An 18,145-nucleotide genomic window follows, 5' to 3' on the forward strand; every position below is an offset into this window, starting at 1 on the left:
CGTTTCGAAGATCGTGCCGGAGGCGAACGCGCTCCGCGACGCTTCGAGGACCGCACCGGCGGCGGTGAGCGTACCACTCGCGGCCCGGCCGGCGACCGCGCCGAGCGTGCGCCGCGACGTTTTGAAGGTCGTGTGGGCGCCGAACGCGCCCCTCGACATTTCGAAAGCGGTAGCGACCGTCCGCCCCGCCGTTTCGAGGACGATAACGACCGAGGCGCACCGCGCAGCAACGACCGCGAGCGCCGCCCCTTGGGAGCGCCGCGTACCGGAGCGGGCCGCCCCGTCGAGGGGGCGCCGCGCGGCGAGCGTCCTGTGCGCGGCGAGCGCGATGCCTCGAATCGCCCGCGTTTCGGCGACGACCGTGGCGCGTCACGAGTGCGTCGCGGCGGCGACCGCGACTCGCGAGCCGAGAGCGCGCCGCGCCGGTTCGAAGGTGAACGCGGCGAGCGAAGCTTTGCAAAGCCCCTCAAGAGCGGCTATGGCGACCGCACGGATCGCCCGGCGCGCACTCAACGCGACGAACGCAGCGAACGGGCACCGGCCCGCCGGGAATCGGGCGAGCGCGCAACCGCGCGCACGGAGCGCGGCGAGCGTGGCGAGCGCGACGCCCGCAGCTTCGGTAAGACATCCGCTGCCGCGCGCCGTCCGGCCGACGAGCGCTCCGCGCGAGCCGGCAAGCCGCGCCGCGCCGCACCGGCCGAACACCGCCCACAGCAGGACGAGGCGGCGCCACGCACGCCGCGCCGCGACATCGAAGACGCACCGGGCACACTGCGCCTTTCGAAACTGATGTCCGAGCTAGGCCTCTGCTCGCGTCGCGAAGCCGACGAATGGATCGAAAAAGGCTGGGTGCTCGTCGACGGCGAACGTATCGACACGCTAGGCACCAAAGTCCGCCCTGACCAGCGGATCGAGATCGACCCCGCCGCCGAAGCCGCGCAAGCGAGCCAGGTGACCGTGCTGATCCATAAGACGGTCGGCTACGTGTCGGGTCAGGCGGAGGACGGCTACCAGCCGGCCATCACGCTCGTCACGCCGGAGAACCGCTGGGAAGGCGACCGTTCGGAGATCCGTTTTTCCGTCGCGCATTTGCGCCAGTTAGCGCCGGCCGGGCGTCTCGATATCGATTCGACGGGCCTGCTGGTGCTGACGCAGGACGGCCGCATCGCCAAGCAACTGATTGGCGGCCATTCGGAGATCGACAAGGAGTATCTGGTGCGTGTCGCCTACGGCGAGCACACCGTCGACGTCGAAAGTCACTTCCCGCCTGAAAGCCTCGAGCTGCTGCGCCACGGTCTCTCGCTCGACGACGTTCCGCTCAAACCGGCGCAGGTCAGCTGGCAAAACGGCGAACAGTTGCGTTTCGTGCTGCGCGAGGGCAAGAAGCGCCAGATTCGCCGGATGTGCGAACTGGTCGGCCTCGAAGTGATCGGTCTGAAGCGCGTGCGCATGGGCCGTGTGATGCTCGGCGCGCTGCCGCCTGGACAGTGGCGCTATCTGGGGCCGGACGAGTCGTTCTAAGCGGGAGGTCCGCAGGCGCGGGGTGCGTGCGCGCCGTGCCGGCGGCGACGCGTTGACGAAGCGGTTCTGACGGCCGCATTCTGCTCATTCCGCAAAAAGAAACAGCCCGAATGGCGCAAGCCAATCGGGCTGTCGTCTTATTCACGCTCAGCAGCGGCATCGACATGTGCATCTGCACAACGCAAGCATTCCGCTGGACGTTCTATTGCAGCAGAACTACCGCCCGCCCCCGCTTCAATCGTCGCTATTCGGATCCATGTCCGGAAACAGCACCTCAGTAAAGCCGAACTTGGCAAAATCAGTGATCCGCATGGGATACAGCTTGCCGATCAGGTGATCGCATTCGTGCTGAACCACCCGCGCATGAAAGCCCTCGGCGACGCGGTCAATCGGCTTGCCGTACTGGTCGAAGCCGTGATACTTGATCATCGAAAAACGGCTGACCGTGCCGCGCAGGCCCGGCACCGACAGGCAACCTTCCCACCCATCCTCCATATCCAGCGAAACCGGCGTGATGGTCGGATTGATCAGGACCGTTTCCGGCACCGGCGGCGCATCAGGATAGCGCTCGTTGCTGCCGAAACCGAAAATCACCACCTGCAGATTGACCCCGATTTGCGGCGCGGCCAGCCCCGCTCCGTTCGCATCGTGCATGGTCTCGAACATGTCTTTAATGAGCTCATGCAATTCCGGCGTGTCGAAATGATCGACCGGGTCGGCAATACGCAGCAGGCGTGGATCGCCCATCTTGAGAATTTCGCGGATCATGACTGCCCCTCCAGGAGCTTACGCATACCATCTTCGTCGAGTACGGGAATGCCGAGTTCCTCGGCCTTCGCCAACTTGCTGCCAGCTTCGGCCCCTGCCACCACATAGTCTGTCTTCTTCGACACGGACCCGGCCACTTTCGCGCCGGCCGCCTCGAGCATTTCCTTGGCGTCTTCGCGAGAAAGCGTCGGCAACGTGCCGGTCAGCACAATCGTCTTGCCGGCCAGCACGCCTTGCGGCGCCTTGGGTGCGGGCGGGCCTTCGGGCCACGTCACTTTGCCCGGTGCACGCAATTGCTCGATCACCGTACGGTTGTGCTCTTCGGCAAAAAACTGGTGAATGGACTCCGCGACCACCGGCCCGACGTCGTTAACCTCGAGCAGCGCCTCCACTGACGCATCCATGATCGGGTCCAGCGAGCCGAAGTGTTTGGCCAGATCTTTGGCCGTGGATTCACCCACATGCCGGATACCCAGCGCGTAGATGAAACGCGCCAACGTAGTGTGCTTGGCCTTTTCCAGCGAGTCGAGCAGGTTCTGCGCGGATTTGTCGGCGAAGCGGTCGAGTTCGGCGAGCGTCGCAAAGCCGAGATTGAACAGGTCGGCGGGCGTGCGCACCAGGTTCTGCTCGACCAGCTGGTCGATGATCTTCTCTCCCAGGCCGTCGATGTCCAGGGCGCGCCGCTGCGCGAAGTGCCACAGCGCCTGCTTGCGCTGCGCCGGACAGATGAGGCCACCGGTGCAGCGGGCAATCGCCTCGTCAGGCAGCCGCTCGATATTCGAGCCGCACACGGGGCAATGCGTGGGCATGACGAATTCGCGAGCGTTCGCGGGGCGCCGGTCGAGTAGCGCGCTCACCACCTCCGGAATCACGTCGCCGGCACGCCGCACAATGACAGTGTCGCCGATGCGGATGTCCTTGCGGCGCACTTCGTCTTCGTTATGCAGTGTCGCATTGGTGACGGTGGCGCCGCCGACGAACACCGGCTCGAGCCGCGCGACCGGCGTGATCGCGCCGGTGCGCCCGACCTGCACGTCGATTGCGACGAGCTTCGTCAACGCTTCTTGCGCGGGGAATTTATGCGCAAGCGCAAAACGCGGCGCGCGCGACACGAAGCCGAGCGCCTCCTGTTCGTCGCGCCGGTTGACCTTGTACACGACGCCGTCGATGTCATACGGCAGCTTGTCGCGTTTCTCGCCCACCGCGCGGAAAAACGCCAGCAAGCCTTCCGCGCCCTTCACCACTGCGCGCTCCGCATTGACCGGCAGGCCGAGTTCCTTGTACCAGTCGAGCAGTTCGCTGTGGGTAGCCGGCATGTCCATACCGTCGAGCACGCCGATGCCATACGCGAAGAAAGACAGCGGCCTCTGCGCGGTGATTTTCGAGTCGAGCTGACGCAAGCTGCCCGCGGCCGCATTGCGCGGATTCGCGAACTCCTTGTGGCCCGCCGCACGCTGACGCTCGTTCAGACGCTCGAAGTCCCGCTTGAACATGAGCACTTCGCCGCGCACATCAAGTATGTGCGGCACGCGCTTGCCCTTGAGCTTGAGCGGGATAGAGCGAACCGTGCGGATGTTTTCGGTGACGTTCTCGCCCGTCGTGCCGTCGCCGCGAGTCGCGGCCTGCACGAACACGCCGTCGACATAGCGCAGCGAAATGGCGAGCCCGTCGAATTTCAGCTCTGTTGCGTAGTCGACAGGCACCGGTGGCTCTTTTGCATTGTTGCCGAGCGCGTCGCCCACGCGCTTGTCGAACGCGACGATGTCTTCGTCAGCGAAACCATTGTTCAGCGACAGCATGGGCTGGTCATGGACCACCGGCTCAAAGCCGCTTGCCGCTTCACCGCCCACGCGCTGGGTGGGCGAATCGGGCACGATGAGGTCCGGATGCTCTGCCTCGATGCTCTCCAGTTCCTTGAACAGCCTGTCGTATTCCGCGTCGGGCAGATCGGGCTGGTCCAGCACGTAGTACGCGTAGTTGGCGCGTTCAAGTTCCGTGCGCAGCCACGCGGCACGTTCGGCCGGAGCGCGGGTTGCCGGATTCGAGGCGGGAGTTCGAGCCATGCTGTGGGACGCTTCTTCATTGAAATCGGACACTGGATTATCGCAGGAAGCGTGCCCCTTTACATCGGCCGAACGGCCAGGTTTCAGCAGGCGCGCGACTGCGCTAAAGTGCCCGCGACGGCTTCGTGAAAACGACAACGGCCGCGCGTTGCGCGGCCGTCGGAAGTACGAAGTGGAATTACGAAGCGGAAGTATGAAGCGGGAGCAGTCGGCTACTGGCTGAACAGGCGCCGCGTGGCCGGGGAGCCAGCCGGAATGCCGGCTTGCTCGAGCTTCGCGTAGAGCGTCATTAACTGCTTTTCGATGGCGAGCAGCGCGGTCTCCGGCAAAGGCCGGCGGCCGTCGTCCACCACCCGCCCGCCAATGCGCTCCGCGAGCGACTTGGCGTAGTCGCACATCAGGCGGAACGGCAGGATGTCTTCGTCGGCCACCGGCACGTCGAGCACCAGCGTGATCATCTGGCCGCCCTTATAGGTGAGGTCGTCGCGCAGGAAGTTGGTGTCGCCGAATTGCAGCATGAACACCGGGCTCTGGCGCGCGTCGAGCTTGACGAAGCGTGTGCCGTCGCGCGACAGCAGCAAGCCGTCCTGGGAGGCGACCGCCTGAACGTAGTTCGCCGACCACGGCGCGCCGTCCGAGAGCACGTTGATCGACAACTGCGCGTCGCATTGCGCGGCGAACCCGTCCAGCTCGCGCGCCATCGCAACGGTTTCGAGCATGTCCGGGAATTCCGGCGCTGCGTCGAGCGCGTCGGCGAACTGCTGAACGCCGGTCACGAATTCGGAGAACTCGAGTTCGTTGAGCGCGCCGCTGCGGTTGGCCAGTTGCGCGGCTGCGCGCAGCTCTTCGTAGCGCGCGCCGTTTTGCAGCAGTTCCCACGCGCCGCCTTCCAGCTTGCCTTCGATATGCACCGGCTTGCTGCCGGCGCGGCGCAGGCGTTGCGCAAGCGGGATCACCTTGTCGCCCGCCACCGGTCCGTTCAGACGGATCGGCACGATGCAGTCGATCCGCCGATCGACGATGGCCGGCGGCGCCGACGAGATCGTGGTCGCAGCGGGCAGGATCGGCTCGATCTGTTCGTCGGGCCCGCTCGGGGCTTGCGTCGGAGTTTGTGCAGCGGCGTCGCGCGTCGCCTGGGTGCCCGCGCCACGTTCCGCGCCGTCTTGGTCGTCTGCGGAAATGAAGCCGTTGGGCGTGGTGGTCTCGGCCTGAATGTCCGCCGGCGTATCGAGCGGCGCGGCGCCCACCGGCGCGCCGAACGTCGGTTCGACCCGCGCGGACGCGGTGTCGGCCGCCGGTTGTGCGCCAGCCACCGGCTCGCGGCGGGTGGCCGGCCGGGCCGGTTCGATGAACGGGCTCTGCTCCTCGTGGTCGTCGCGCGCGAAGTTTTCCGCCGAGTCCGCCGGCATCGGCCGCGGCATCTTACGGCGCACCTTGGCGCTCTGCCACGCGTTATACACAACCACGCCCCCGACCACCACAGCACCCGCGCCGATCAAACCGAGTGTCAACTCGTCCATGCATGCTCCATCAGCAATTCTTTATGTGCGCGGCTTCACGCCCGCCCGCTTGTCGCGCAGCCGGCGGCCGCAGCGCCCTGCGCGGGCGCCCGCGCTTCCATGATTCAAACGAAACTCAAACGATATTCTGGGCGAAACCCGCAGCCGTTTCCATGTCGACGGCAACGATGCGCGACACGCCCTGCTCCTGCATCGTCACGCCGATCAGTTGCTGCGCCATTTCCATCGCGATCTTGTTGTGCGAGATGAAAAGGAACTGGGTTTTGTCCGACATCGCGCGCACAAGGTTCGCGAAACGTTCGGTGTTGGCGTCGTCGAGCGGTGCGTCCACTTCGTCGAGCAAACAGAACGGCGCGGGATTCAGCTGGAACATTGCGAACACCAGTGCGGTCGCGGTCAGCGCTTTTTCGCCGCCGGACAGCAGGTGAATCGTCGAATTCTTCTTGCCCGGAGGCTGCGCCATGACCTGCACGCCCGCGTCGAGAATCTCGTCGCCGGTCATGATCAGCCTCGCCTGGCCGCCGCCGAAAAGACGCGGGAACAGCTCGCCGAAATGACGGTTCACTTCGTCGAACGTGCCTTGCAGCAGCGTGCGCGTTTCGGCGTCGATTTTGCGGATCGCGTCTTCGAGCGTTTCGATCGCGCTCGTCAGGTCGGCCGATTGCGAGTCGAGGAATGTTTTGCGCTCCGTGGCCGCCTTCAGTTCGTCGAGCGCGGCCATGTTGACCGGACCGAGCGCAATGATCGCGTTGTTGATGCGCGTGACTTCGCCTTGCAGATAGGAAGGCTTCATGTCCGGCGTGAGCTTGGCCTGCAACTGCGCTTCGTCGACGCCGGCCGCAGCCAGTTGCTCGATGAACTGTTCGGCGTTCAGCCGCGCGGCCTGTTCCTTCAACTGCAATTCGTTGATGCGGTCGCGCAGCGGCTGCAGCGCGCGTTCCGTGGACAGACGCGTTTCGTCGGCGGCGCGCAGCTTGGCGGTCAGATCGTCCAGCTCGAGGCGGGCAGCGTGCAACGCCTCTTCCTTCACCGCGCGAATGTCGAGCGCGTCCTGCAAGCCGGTGTGCGCCGTCTGCTCGTTGATGGTTTCGAGTTCGGCGCGCGCGTCTTCCAGCGAGGCCGCGACGCGCTCGCTCTGCTCGTGCGCGACCTGAATGCTGCGCTTCAGTTCGTCGATGCGATTGGCCATGTTGCGCGCGGCGAACCGTGCGTCCGTGGCAGCGCGGTCCAGATCGCGCGCCTGCCCGCGTGCGGCGCTCAGCTCTTCGTCGAGCGCCTCGAAAGCCAGTTGATGATCTTCGAAACGGGCCTGCAACTCCGCGAGCTCGCCGTCGTAACGCTCGAAGTTCGCTTCGGACTCTGCACGCAGCGCGCGCTGTTCCTCGATCTGCGCGTTGATTTCCTCGAGTTCCTCGCGAATCTGCGTGCTGCGCTGCGTGTAGCGCTCGTGCGCCTGGGTCAGCTTGAGCACGTCGAGTTGCAGCGCATGCACGCGTTGCGTCGCGCGCTCGGCCTGTTGACGCACCTCGGTCAGCGCCTGCGCGGCTTGCGAGTGCGCGGCTTCGGCGCGGATCGCGGCGGCCCTCGCTTCGTCGGCGAGCAGAGCCTGGGCGCGCACCTGACGGGCGAGGTTTTCGATTTCCTGCTGACGGGCCAGCATACCGGCCTGTTCTGAATCGGCCGCATACAGTTGCACGCCGACGCGCGTCACCACGTGCCCGGCCTTGACGACGAACGAGCCGCCTTCCGGCAATTGCGAGCGCATGCCAAGCGCCTGCTGCAGGTCGTCGGCGACGAACGCAAGGCCTAGCCAGTCGTTGAGCACCGCGCGGATGCCGGCGTCGTCGATACGCACGAGCGACAGCAGCGGCCGCAGCGCGGGCGGCGCCACCACCGGCTGGCCGGCGGCAGGCGGCGCGTAGAACGCTAGCTTGGCGGGCGGCGCGTCGGTCGCGAAAGCCTTGACCCAGTCGAGATTCGACACTTCGAGCGCGGCAAGGCGCTCGCGCAGCACGGCCTCCAGGGCAGTTTCCCAACCCGCCTCGACATGCAGCTTCTTCCACAGGCGCGGCAAGCCGCCCAGTTCGTGCTTTTCGAGCCACGGCTGGATCTTGCCCTCGGTCTGCACGTTTTCCTGCAACTGCTTGAGCGCGGCAAGCCGCGCGTCGAGCTGATGAATCTGCGCGCTTTCGGCCTGCACACGCTCCTGCGCGGCGCGGCGCTCTGCGTCCAGACGCGGCAGCGTTTCCTGCGCATCCGCGAGACGGGTCTGCGCGTCATGCAGAATCTCTTCGTGCTCCGCGAGTTGCATGCGCAACTCTTCGAGCTGCGCTTCGTCCGGCGCATCCAGGCCGCCGGCTTCCACCTTCAGACGTTCCTGACGCTGTTGCAACTGCTGCAGTTGCTGATCGGCATTGCGCTGATGCGCGGCTTCGAGCTTGAGCGCCTGTTCGGTCTGCGCGATACCGCCGCGCTCGGTGTTGAGCTCCGCCTGCGCGTCGCGCCAGCGCGCTTCGAGCGCGGGCATTGCGTCGTGCTTTGCAGCGGCTTCGTCTTCGGCGAGCACCGCTTTTTCTTCGGCGACGGCGAGTTGTTCCTCAGCGTCTTCGAGATCGCCTTGCGCCTTTTCAGCCTGCGCTTGCCACTGCTCGCGCTGCGCGTTGAGCGCGGCGATTTGCGCCTGCACGCGATTGCGCGACTCGACAATGAACTTGATCTCCGCCTCGAGCCGGCTCACTTCCGCATTCGCCTCGTAGAGCGCGCCTTGCGCGCCCTGCATTGCGTCGCTCGCGGAATAATGGGCAACGCGCAGCGTTTCGAGCTGCGCTTCCACGTCCCGCAGCCTCGCGGTCTGCGCCTCCAGGTCGATCTGCGCCTGTTCGATGGCGCGCTTCTGACGCTCCTGTTCGCCGCCGGCTTCATTCTTGCGCAACAGCCACAGCAGACGCTGCTTTTCCTCGCCGTCGCTTTGCAGCTCCTTGTAGCGCGTAGCGACCACCGCCTGCCCTTCGAGCTTTTCCAGATTCGTACTCAGCTCGCGGACGATGTCCTCCACCCGCGTCAGATTTTCCCGCGTGTCATGCAGACGATTCTCGGTTTCGCGGCGGCGTTCTTTGTACTTGGAGACGCCTGCGGCTTCCTCGAGAAACACCCGCAGTTCTTCCGGCTTCGCTTCGATCAGGCGCGCGATCATGCCCTGCCCGATGATCGCGTAGGCGCGCGGCCCGAGGCCCGTGCCGAGGAAAATGTCCTGAATGTCGCGGCGACGCGCCGGCAGGTTATTGATGTAGTAGCTCGAAGTGCCGTCGCGCGTGAGCACGCGTTTCACGGCGATCTCCGCGTATTGGCCCCACTGGCCGGCGGCGCGGCCGTCCGCGTTGTCGAACACGAGTTCGACGCTCGCGCGGCTGCCGGGCTTGCGCGCCGTCGAACCGTTGAAGATCACGTCCTGCATCGACTCGCCGCGCAGCTCCGAAGCGCGCGACTCGCCGAGCACCCAGCGCACGGCGTCGATGATGTTGGACTTGCCGCATCCGTTCGGTCCGACCACGCCGACTAGCTGGCCCGGAACCTGGAAATGCGTGGGATCGACGAATGACTTGAATCCAGCGAGTTTGATCGATGTCAGACGCACGGCGATTTCGCTGTTTGAGAAGGAAAAATAATAGGTGGCTCGCGAAGGCCGCGTGAGCCGTTCGCTGCTGCAGCGATACAGTCCGCGGTCCTTGCCAGCCCTCGGGAATTGGAGCGCCGACTGCAAGCGTGTCGCGCATGCGCCGGCCAATGAGGGGCAATCATACCATCGCGCGTGGGCGGTTCTTGCCCTGCCGGTGCTGACCGTCGTCGCGGTCGCGATGGTTGCTGCGGTCGCGGCTGCGGTCGTCGGCGTGGTTGCTGCGGTCGTCCCGATGGTCGCTGCGGTCGTCGCTGCGGTCGTCGCTGCGGTCGTCGCTGCGGTCGCGCGTCTCAAGGTTGTCGCGGTTATCGCGGTCGTCACCCTCGAGACGCTTGCCGCGGAGCTCATCGTCGATATCGACGGTGTGGTCGCCAGAGTCCAGGCGGGCGCCGAGCCCGCCTGCTTCCACGTCGCCCGCGTCCTGATTGGCGGGATCTGGCGGCAGCGCCTTGGTGCGATGCACCCAGCTCGACAATGCCGACGCGAGCACGATGCATGCACCGCCCGCCCATTCGCGAGGGCCCGGCGCCTCGCCGGCAAAAAGCCATGCGGAGAGCGCCGTGACCACGAGCTCAAACAGCATGATGATCGAGGCGCGATTGGCGGGCACGCGCGCGAGCCCATACTGCACCAGCATGTTGTTCGACGCGAGCAGGAACCCGAGGCCCAGCACGAGCCACGCGGCGGTCACCAGATGCGCGCCGGCGGGCGGCGCGGGCATCGCCTCGAACAGCGACGCGCACGCGCCGAATAGCGCCGCGCCGCCGAAGATGGTCGCGGTGCGCATCTCCGGCTTCATCTGCGGCAGGACGCGGCTCGTCTTCAGGATCAGCACGTTGCTCATCGCAAAGCCCATTCCGCCCCCGAGTCCCGCCCATTCGGCGAGATTGGCCGGCAGCGGAATGCCGGCCTGCGGCGACCACAGCATGGTCATCGCGCCGGCAAGCGACAGCGCGGCGAGACCCACGCCAGACCGGGTCAGCCGCTCATGCAGAATGAAGTGCGCGAAGAGCGCGGTCCACGCCGGCGTCAGATAGAACAGCAGCAGCACGCGCATGACTTGCCCGTGGATCGAACCCCACACGAAGCCGAGATTCGTGATGCCCGCGGCGAGCGCGAGAGCCGGCAACAGCCAGTGCCAGCGCACCGTCCGGATCGCGCGGCGACGCACGATCAGCACGAAGAGGCAACCGGCGCCGCTCGTCAGCGCGCTCGCGGCCGTGCCCGGGACGCCGAGCGAGGCGAGCATCCGCAACGGATACCAGATCATTCCCCACACCGAGGCGCCCAGCATGATCGCCAGCGTCGGCCAGCCTGTCCGAAGCCAGTTGGTCATGGCGAGGGGCTCCCGCTTATCTTCTCGATGCCGCTCATGCCCATATTGCTGTTGGCGGCCGGGGCAGCGGCCTTTTCGACTCTGCCTCTGCCTCTGCCTCTGCCTCTGCCTCTGCCGCTGCGTCCTGCCGACATCTCCTCGACTCCTGCGTACATCGCTGCTCCTGCTTGTATTGCCACGCGAACCGGCTTGCCGGCGCATCGTCCTGACGCCGCGCACCGTCTGCGCGATCTGCGCTGTCTGCCTCACGGCGGACCCGGGCCGGGGCGCGCCACGCTATAATCCTTTGCCCGCCGCCGCTGCCGTCCCGCCGCCGCTTCCAGCGGCCTGACGGGACATCAGCGCCGGGCACTGCGCAAACGCACGCAAGACCGCATGCGCCGTCGTACATCGTTGCGCGCCCTCTTCGATCAGGTCCGATCCGCCCAGTGAATCCGCTACTCGACTCCCTTCAGCCCTATCCGTTCGAAAAGCTGCGCTCGCTTTTCAAAGACGTCACGCCGGCTGCCGGCTTCGCGCATATCAGCTTCGGCATTGGCGAGCCGAAACATCCGACGCCCGCGCTGATACGCGACGCCGTAATCGCCTCGCTCGGCGGTTTGTCCGCCTATCCGGCCACGCTCGGCTCCTTGCCGTTGCGCGAGTCGATTGCGAACTGGGTCACGCAGCGCTACGGGCTGCCGCCCGTCGATCCGGCCACTCAGGTGCTGCCGGTGTCGGGCTCGCGCGAGGCGCTGTTCGCCCTCGCGCAAACGGTCATCGACCCCAAGCGCAACGCGCACGGCGAGCCTGCGATCGTACTCTGTCCCAACCCGTTCTACCAAATCTACGAGGGCGCCGCGATTCTCGCGGGCGCCGCGCCGTACTTCGTGAACAGCGATCCGGCGCGCAACTTCGCGTGCGATTATTCGGCGGTGCCCGCCGAGGTCTGGGCGCGCACCCAGCTGCTGTACGTCTGCTCGCCGGGCAATCCAACGGGCGCCGTGCTCACGCTCGACGACTGGCGCGAACTGTTCGCGCTGTCCGACCGTCACGGCTTCGTGATCGCTTCAGACGAGTGCTACTCCGAAATCTATTTCGACGAAGCGAATCCGCCGCTCGGCGGGCTTCAGGCTGCGCACCAGCTCAGCCGCGGCTACGAGCGGCTCGTCATGCTGTCGAGCCTGTCGAAGCGCTCGAACGTGCCGGGCATGCGCTCAGGCTTCGTGGCCGGCGACGCCGCCATCCTCAAGGACTTCCTGCTGTACCGCACGTACCACGGCGCGGCGCTGTCCACGGTCTATCAAAGCGCGAGCATCGCAGCCTGGAACGACGAAGCGCATGTGCGCGAGAACCGCGCCAAATACGTGCAAAAGTTCTCGACCGTCACGCCCATGCTCGCCGAGGTGCTCGACGTGCGTCTGCCTGACGCCGCGTTCTACCTGTGGGCAGACGTCTCGCGCACCGGTCTCACGGATACCGTGTTCGCCCAGCGTCTTTACGCCGACTATAATGTGACGGTTCTGCCAGGTTCGTACCTCGCGCGCACCGCGCACGGCGTGAACCCCGGCCGCAATTTCGTGCGCATGGCGCTCGTTGCCGACGTCGACGAATGCACAGAGGGCGCGCAACGAATCGTCAGTTTTTGCCGCGGGCTCGCGGGCTGAGTTTCGCGCGGCCGGTGGCCGGTTCGTGTTCACGGTGTCCGGTCTCCGGCTGATGCCCGCGCCTCGCCGCCCTTCTTCCGATTTCAACTCTTCAGAAAAGCACGCATATGTCGCAACAACTTCAGCAAATTATCGACACCGCCTGGGAAAACCGCGCCGAGCTGTCGCCCAAGGCCGCTCCGGCAGACGTGCGTGAAGCCGTCGCCCACGCCATCGAGCAACTGGACAAGGGCGCGCTGCGCGTGGCCGAGAAGAAGGACGGCGACTGGGTCGTCAATCAATGGCTGAAGAAAGCCGTGCTGCTGTCGTTTCGCCTCGAAGACAACGCGCCGATGCCGGCCGGCGGCTACAGCCAGTTCTACGACAAGGTGCCCTCGAAGTTCGCCAACTACACCGCCGAAGACTTCGCGGCCGGCGGCTTTCGCGTAGTGCCGCCCGCCATCGCGCGGCGCGGCTCCTTTATCGCGAAGAACGTCGTGCTGATGCCGTCGTACACCAACATCGGCGCATATGTCGACGAAGGCACGATGGTCGACACGTGGGCAACCGTCGGTTCCTGCGCGCAGATCGGCAAGAACGTGCACCTGTCGGGCGGCGTGGGCATTGGCGGGGTGCTGGAGCCGCTGCAGGCGAACCCGGTCATCATCGAAGACAACTGCTTTATCGGTGCGCGTTCGGAAGTGGTGGAAGGCGTGATCGTCGAGGAAAACTCGGTCATTTCGATGGGCGTGTACCTCGGCCAGAGCACCAAGATCTACGACCGCGAAACGGGCGAAGTCACGTATGGCCGCATTCCCGCGGGCTCGGTCGTGGTGGCGGGCAACCTGCCGTCCAAGGACGGTTCGCACAGCCTCTACTGCGCCGTGATCGTGAAGAAGGTCGACGCGAAGACGCGTGCGAAGGTCGGCCTGAACGAGCTGCTGCGAGGCGACTGATGGCGCGCGGCACCAAAACTGTCGTCTACGGCATTCCGAACTGCGACACCGTCAAGAAAGCACGCGTGTGGCTCGCTGAGCACGGCGTGGAGTTCGAGTTTCACGACTTCAAGAAGGCCGGCGTGACCGAGCCGCTCGTGCAGGACTGGCTGAAGGACGTGAAGCTCGACGCGCTGCTGAACCGTCGCGGCACCACGTGGCGCGGCCTGTCGGACGACATGAAGGCCGCCGCCGAAACCCAGCCGGGCGCTATTGCGTTGATGATCCACAAGCCTTCGGTAATCAAGCGGCCCGTGCTGGTGGTGAATGGGCGCGTGAAGTCGCTCGGGTTTTCACCGGACGAATACGCGGCGTTGTTTGCGTGAAGCGGCGGGCGGTGATGTGGGCGTAAGCGTTGTCCGCGGTGATGTTTGCGTAAGCGTTGTGATGGTTGGCAAGCGCAGCGACATTGCCTAAGCGCAGCGACATTCGCCTAAGCGCAGCGACATTCGCTTAAGCGCCGCGCTCTTCGCACAAGTGCGCTGCATTTCTGCCAAACGCGCGCGCCTCGCTAACACGCCGCGCTATCGCGTCCGGGCCCGCCCCGGCCGCGTCGCGTCAAAAGCTGTTGCCGGCTGCGGTGCTGCACCGCCCGCCGGCATTTTTTCATTTCCAAGTGGCTTGTACTGAATCCATGTCCGGCACCCTTGCCCTTACCGAACAACTGATCGCGCGCGCCTCCGTCACGCCTGACGACCAGCATTGCCAGCGCCTCCTGACCGAGCGCCTGTCCGCGCTCGGCTTCGAGCATGAAACCATCGAATCGAACGGCGTCACGAACCTGTGGGCCGTCAAACGCGGCGTCGACGGCCATGCGGGCAAGCTGCTTGCCTTTGCCGGCCACACGGACGTGGTGCCCACCGGCCCGCTCGATCAATGGCATTCGGCGCCGTTCGTGCCGACTCACCGCGACGGCAAGCTGTACGGCCGCGGCGCAGCCGACATGAAAAGCTCGATTGCGGGCTTCGTGGTCGCCAGCGAAGAGTTCGTCGCGACGCACCCACAGCATCGCGGCTCGATCGCGTTCCTGATCACGAGCGACGAAGAAGGCCCAGCCACCGACGGTACCGTCAAGGTCGTGGAAGCGCTGCAGGCACGCGGCGAGCGCATGGACTACTGCATTGTCGGCGAGCCGACTTCGAGCGCGCAGTTCGGCGATACGGTGAAGAACGGCCGGCGCGGCTCGATGTCCGGCAAGCTCGTGGTGAAAGGCGTGCAAGGCCACATCGCCTACCCGCATCTGGCGAAAAACCCGGTGCATCTGCTCGCGCCGGCGCTCGCCGAACTGGTGGCCGAACGCTGGGACGACGGCAACGAATACTTCCCGCCCACCACGTGGCAGGTGTCGAACATCCATAGCGGCACAGGCGCGAGTAATGTGATTCCGGGCCACGCCGAAGTCATGTTCAACTTCCGCTTTTCCACTGCGAGCACCGTGGACGGTTTGCAGCAGCGAGTCCACGCGATTCTCGACAGACACGGTCTCGCCTACGATCTGCAATGGACCGTGAGCGGCCTGCCGTTTCTCACGCCGCACGGCGAGCTGTCGAGCGCGCTCGCCAAAGCCATCAAGGACGAAACCGGCGTGACGACCGAACTCTCGACCACCGGCGGCACTTCGGACGGCCGCTTCATCGCGCGCATCTGCCAACAGGTGGTCGAGTTTGGCCCGTTGAACGCCAGCATCCACAAGATCGACGAACATATCGAAGTCGCACACATCGAGCCGCTGAAGAACGTGTATCGCCGCGTGCTTGAACAACTGATCGCCTGAGCCCGGCTTTTTTCCAGGCACATTCCAGGCACATTCCAGGCAAACCCGAGGACTATTGCGATGACGCTGCCCTTTTCCACTGTCCGCGACCTGCTGCGCTTCGCGGTGTCGCGCTTCAACCAGGCTGGGCTGTCGTTCGGCCACGGCTCGGCCAACGCCTACGACGAAGCTGCTTACCTCGTTCTGCACACGTTGCATCTGCCGCTCGACCTGCTGGAGCCGTTCATGGACGCGCGCCTCTCGGCGGCGGAAATCGACGCGGTGCTAAACGTGATCGAGCGCCGCGCCACCGAGCGCGTGCCCGCCGCCTACATCACGCAGGAAGCGTGGATGCACGGCTTTCGCTTTTACGTCGACGAACGCACTATTGTGCCGCGTTCGTTTATCGGCGAGCTGCTGCAGGACGGGCTGCAACCGTATGTCGAAGACCCCGAGCAGGTGAGCGGCGTGCTGGAGTTGTGCACCGGCTCGGGCTGCCTCGCCATTCTCGCGGCCCACGCGTTTCCGAATGCGGACATCGACGCGGTGGATCTCTCCGCGCCGGCTCTCGAAGTTGCCGCGCGTAACGTGGCCGACTACAAGCTCGAGGACCGCATCGCGCTATTCGAAGGCGACCTGTATGCGCCGCTCGCGCAACGCCGCTATGACGTGATCATCAGCAATCCGCCCTATGTGAACGCCGCGTCGATGCAGGAGCTGCCCGCGGAGTACAAGCATGAGCCGGAAATGGCGCTGGCGGGCGGAGCCGACGGCATGGACATCGTGCGGCGAATCATTGCGGACGCACGCAACTGGCTGACCGAAGACGGCGTGCTCGTGATCGAGATCGGCAACGAGCGGCAACACGTCGAGGCGGCCTTCGGCGGGCTGAATCTCGTATGGCTGTCGACGAGTGCCGGCGACGACAACGTATTCCTGATCCAGGCGGCGGATCTTCCGGTCTAGAAACGTGACGATGTTGCAGCCGCGGCAGCGCGCGGCGGTGACGACGAGCCTTGCGGCCCGCGCGCGTTTCCGGGGGCGACCTTCGCGCGGCGCACCGCCGGCGTTTGCTGCGTTTGCTGCGTTTGCTGCCTATGCTGCCTCTGCCGCCTCTGCTGCCTTCGTTGCCTTCGTTGCCTTCGTTGCCTTCGTTGCCTTCGTTGCCGCCGCGCCCGCTGTGCCTACATGCCACCCGCCCGCAAGCCTCACCATCACCCCAACGCCCCGGCGTTCGGTAAGATGAGCGCCGTTAGCTCGCGAGCTGCCCGCGTTCGTCCCCGCGACCCGGTGCAGCGACTCGCCCAACCTTTCGCTCGCCTATGCAATTCGACCTGCTTCACGTCGGCACGCTGGTGGCCCTCGCTCATGTACTCGGCGTAATCGCAGCGTGCCACGCGATTCTCAACACCCGCACGTCGCAAGGCGCGATTGCGTGGGCCGTGTCGCTGGTCGCCATGCCTTACCTGACGCTCGTCCCTTACCTGTTCCTCGGACGCAGCAAGTTCGCCGGTTACGCCGACGCACGCCGCGTCGAAAATGAACTGCTGCGCACACACGCGCATCCTCCGCAGTGGGACAAGCTCGCTTCGTCGGCGCAACTGCCCGCTCACGCGCTGGGCGGCAGGCTCGTGCATTCGCTCACGCGGCTTGGCGGCATGCCGTTTCTGCCGGGCAATTTCGTGCGCACGCTGGTGAACGGCACCGCCACCTTCGAGGCGATTTTCGAGGCCATCCAGCAGGCGCGTCATTACATCATCGTGCAGTTTTTCATCGTCCGCGACGATGCGCTGGGCCAGATGTTCAAGGAATCCCTGATCGCCAAAGCGCAGCAAGGTGTGCGCGTCTATTTTCTGTACGACAGCATCGGCAGCTTCGATCTGCCGCACCGCTACGTCGCGTCGTTGCGCGCGGGTGGCGTGGAAACACATCCATTCGCCACCAATCGCCTGTTCGTCAACCGGCTGCAACTGAACTTCCGCAATCACCGCAAGATCGTCTCCGTCGACGGCGAACGCGCGTTTGTGGGCGGGCACAATATCGGCGTGGAGTATCTGGGCGGCAAGCCGCCGCTCTCGCCGTGGCGCGACACGCATATCGAAGTACGCGGGCCGGCGGTAGCGAGCATCCAGTTCGTGTTTACCGAGGACTGGTACTGGGCGACCCAGCAGTTGCCCCAACTCGACGTGCCGCCCCATGACGCCAATGACCCCAATGACGCCAGCAACGCGTCATGCGCCTCTGACGCGCCCGCCTCACCTGCAGCGCCGAACTTCGCGCACCACGCTGCGCCCAGCAACGCGTCGAGCAGCACCTCCACGAGCGCGACACCCAACCACGACATGCACTGCCTCGTCGTGCCGAGCGGCCCCGCAGACAAGCAGGAAACCTGCTCGCTCTTTTTCGTGGAAGCGATCAACGCGGCGCGCGAGCGCATCTGGATCACCACGCCCTACCTCGTGCCCGACGAAGCCGTATTCTCGGCATTGCGCCTCGCGGCGCTGCGCGGCGTCGACGTGCGGATTCTGATTCCCGCCCGGCGCGATCACGTGGTGGTGTTCGAAGCCTCGAAACTCTACGCGTACGATTCGCTGCGCGCGGGCATTCGCATCTTTCGCTACCAGCCTGGCTTCCTGCACCAGAAGGTCGTGCTGATCGACAGCGTGGCCGCAGCGGTGGGCAGCGCCAATCTCGACAACCGTTCGTTCCGGCTCAACTTCGAGATCATGGTGCTGACCGTCGATCAGACATTCGCGCAGGAAGTGGAAACCATGCTGCTCGCGGACTTCACGCAATCACGCGAGATAGACCGCAACGAGTACCGTCAGGCGAGCGCCGTGCGGCGCGTGCTGATGCATGTGGCCCGGCTTTTCTCGCCCATTCTCTGA

The 18,145-nt window shown here is 65.4% G+C and carries 11 protein-coding genes and 1 pseudogene; 7 read left to right on the plus strand and 5 right to left on the minus strand.

All coding sequences use genetic code 11. The annotated features are described in order from the left end of the window. A partial coding sequence (locus F757_RS36660; protein WP_232221442.1) for a pseudouridine synthase occupies positions 1 to 1,521 on the plus strand: 1,521 nt, incomplete at its 5' end. Between the two features lie 234 nt (positions 1,522 to 1,755). Here F757_RS36660 and def read toward each other — a convergent pair. From def to F757_RS0122290, 5 genes and pseudogenes are all read right to left on the minus strand, one after another. After that, on the minus strand, positions 1,756 to 2,289 hold the full coding sequence (gene def / locus F757_RS0122265) for a peptide deformylase (RefSeq protein ID WP_027213327.1): 534 nt from the start codon (positions 2,287 to 2,289) through the stop codon (positions 1,756 to 1,758). Beyond that, complete coding sequence (ligA, locus tag F757_RS33945) at positions 2,286 to 4,352, minus strand: NAD-dependent DNA ligase LigA (protein ID WP_035467347.1); 2,067 nt, start codon at positions 4,350 to 4,352, stop codon at positions 2,286 to 2,288. Before ligA ends, def begins: the two co-directional genes overlap by 4 nt. Before the next feature lie 212 nt (positions 4,353 to 4,564). Next, positions 4,565 to 5,872 carry a cell division protein ZipA C-terminal FtsZ-binding domain-containing protein gene (locus F757_RS0122280; protein ID WP_027213328.1) on the minus strand — a complete coding sequence of 436 codons (1,308 nt, stop codon included), beginning with the start codon at positions 5,870 to 5,872 and terminating at the stop codon, positions 4,565 to 4,567. A 115-nt stretch (positions 5,873 to 5,987) separates the two neighbouring features. Beyond that, positions 5,988 to 9,506 carry a chromosome segregation protein SMC gene (gene smc, locus F757_RS0122285; protein WP_027213329.1) on the minus strand — a complete coding sequence of 1,173 codons (3,519 nt, stop codon included), beginning with the start codon at positions 9,504 to 9,506 and terminating at the stop codon, positions 5,988 to 5,990. A 418-nt stretch (positions 9,507 to 9,924) separates the two neighbouring features. Further along, positions 9,925 to 10,884, minus strand: a pseudogene (locus F757_RS0122290) (DMT family transporter); the annotation flags it as partial. 428 nt (positions 10,885 to 11,312) lie between these two features. On the opposite strand from F757_RS0122290, the gene dapC reads away from it, so the two are divergent. The 6 genes from dapC to F757_RS0122320 all read left to right on the plus strand — a co-directional run bounded on the left by dapC (position 11,313) and on the right by F757_RS0122320 (position 18,145). Continuing rightward, positions 11,313 to 12,530: a succinyldiaminopimelate transaminase gene (dapC, locus tag F757_RS0122295; protein ID WP_027213331.1), complete on the plus strand. Its 1,218-nt coding sequence runs from the start codon at positions 11,313 to 11,315 to the stop codon at positions 12,528 to 12,530. 107 nt (positions 12,531 to 12,637) lie between these two features. Beyond that, a complete protein-coding gene (dapD, locus tag F757_RS0122300) occupies positions 12,638 to 13,465 on the plus strand; it encodes a 2,3,4,5-tetrahydropyridine-2,6-dicarboxylate N-succinyltransferase (RefSeq protein ID WP_027213332.1) in 828 nt (275 codons plus the stop codon). Then, positions 13,465 to 13,830, plus strand: coding sequence for an arsenate reductase (locus F757_RS0122305; protein ID WP_013338870.1), 366 nt, complete (start codon positions 13,465 to 13,467; stop codon positions 13,828 to 13,830). The genes dapD and F757_RS0122305 overlap by 1 nt, the downstream gene beginning before the upstream one ends. A gap of 308 nt (positions 13,831 to 14,138) precedes the next feature. Continuing rightward, positions 14,139 to 15,278, plus strand: coding sequence for a succinyl-diaminopimelate desuccinylase (gene dapE, locus F757_RS0122310; RefSeq protein ID WP_027213333.1), 1,140 nt, complete (start codon positions 14,139 to 14,141; stop codon positions 15,276 to 15,278). A 60-nt stretch (positions 15,279 to 15,338) separates the two neighbouring features. After that, positions 15,339 to 16,223, plus strand: a complete 885-nt coding sequence (prmB, locus tag F757_RS0122315; RefSeq protein ID WP_027213334.1) for a 50S ribosomal protein L3 N(5)-glutamine methyltransferase — start codon at positions 15,339 to 15,341, stop codon at positions 16,221 to 16,223. A gap of 356 nt (positions 16,224 to 16,579) precedes the next feature. Next, positions 16,580 to 18,145, plus strand: a complete 1,566-nt coding sequence (locus tag F757_RS0122320) for a cardiolipin synthase (RefSeq protein WP_027213335.1) — start codon at positions 16,580 to 16,582, stop codon at positions 18,143 to 18,145.

It is taken from the genome of Burkholderia sp. WSM2232 (assembly GCF_000472545.1).
In the GTDB taxonomy this organism is placed as follows: domain Bacteria; phylum Pseudomonadota; class Gammaproteobacteria; order Burkholderiales; family Burkholderiaceae; genus Paraburkholderia.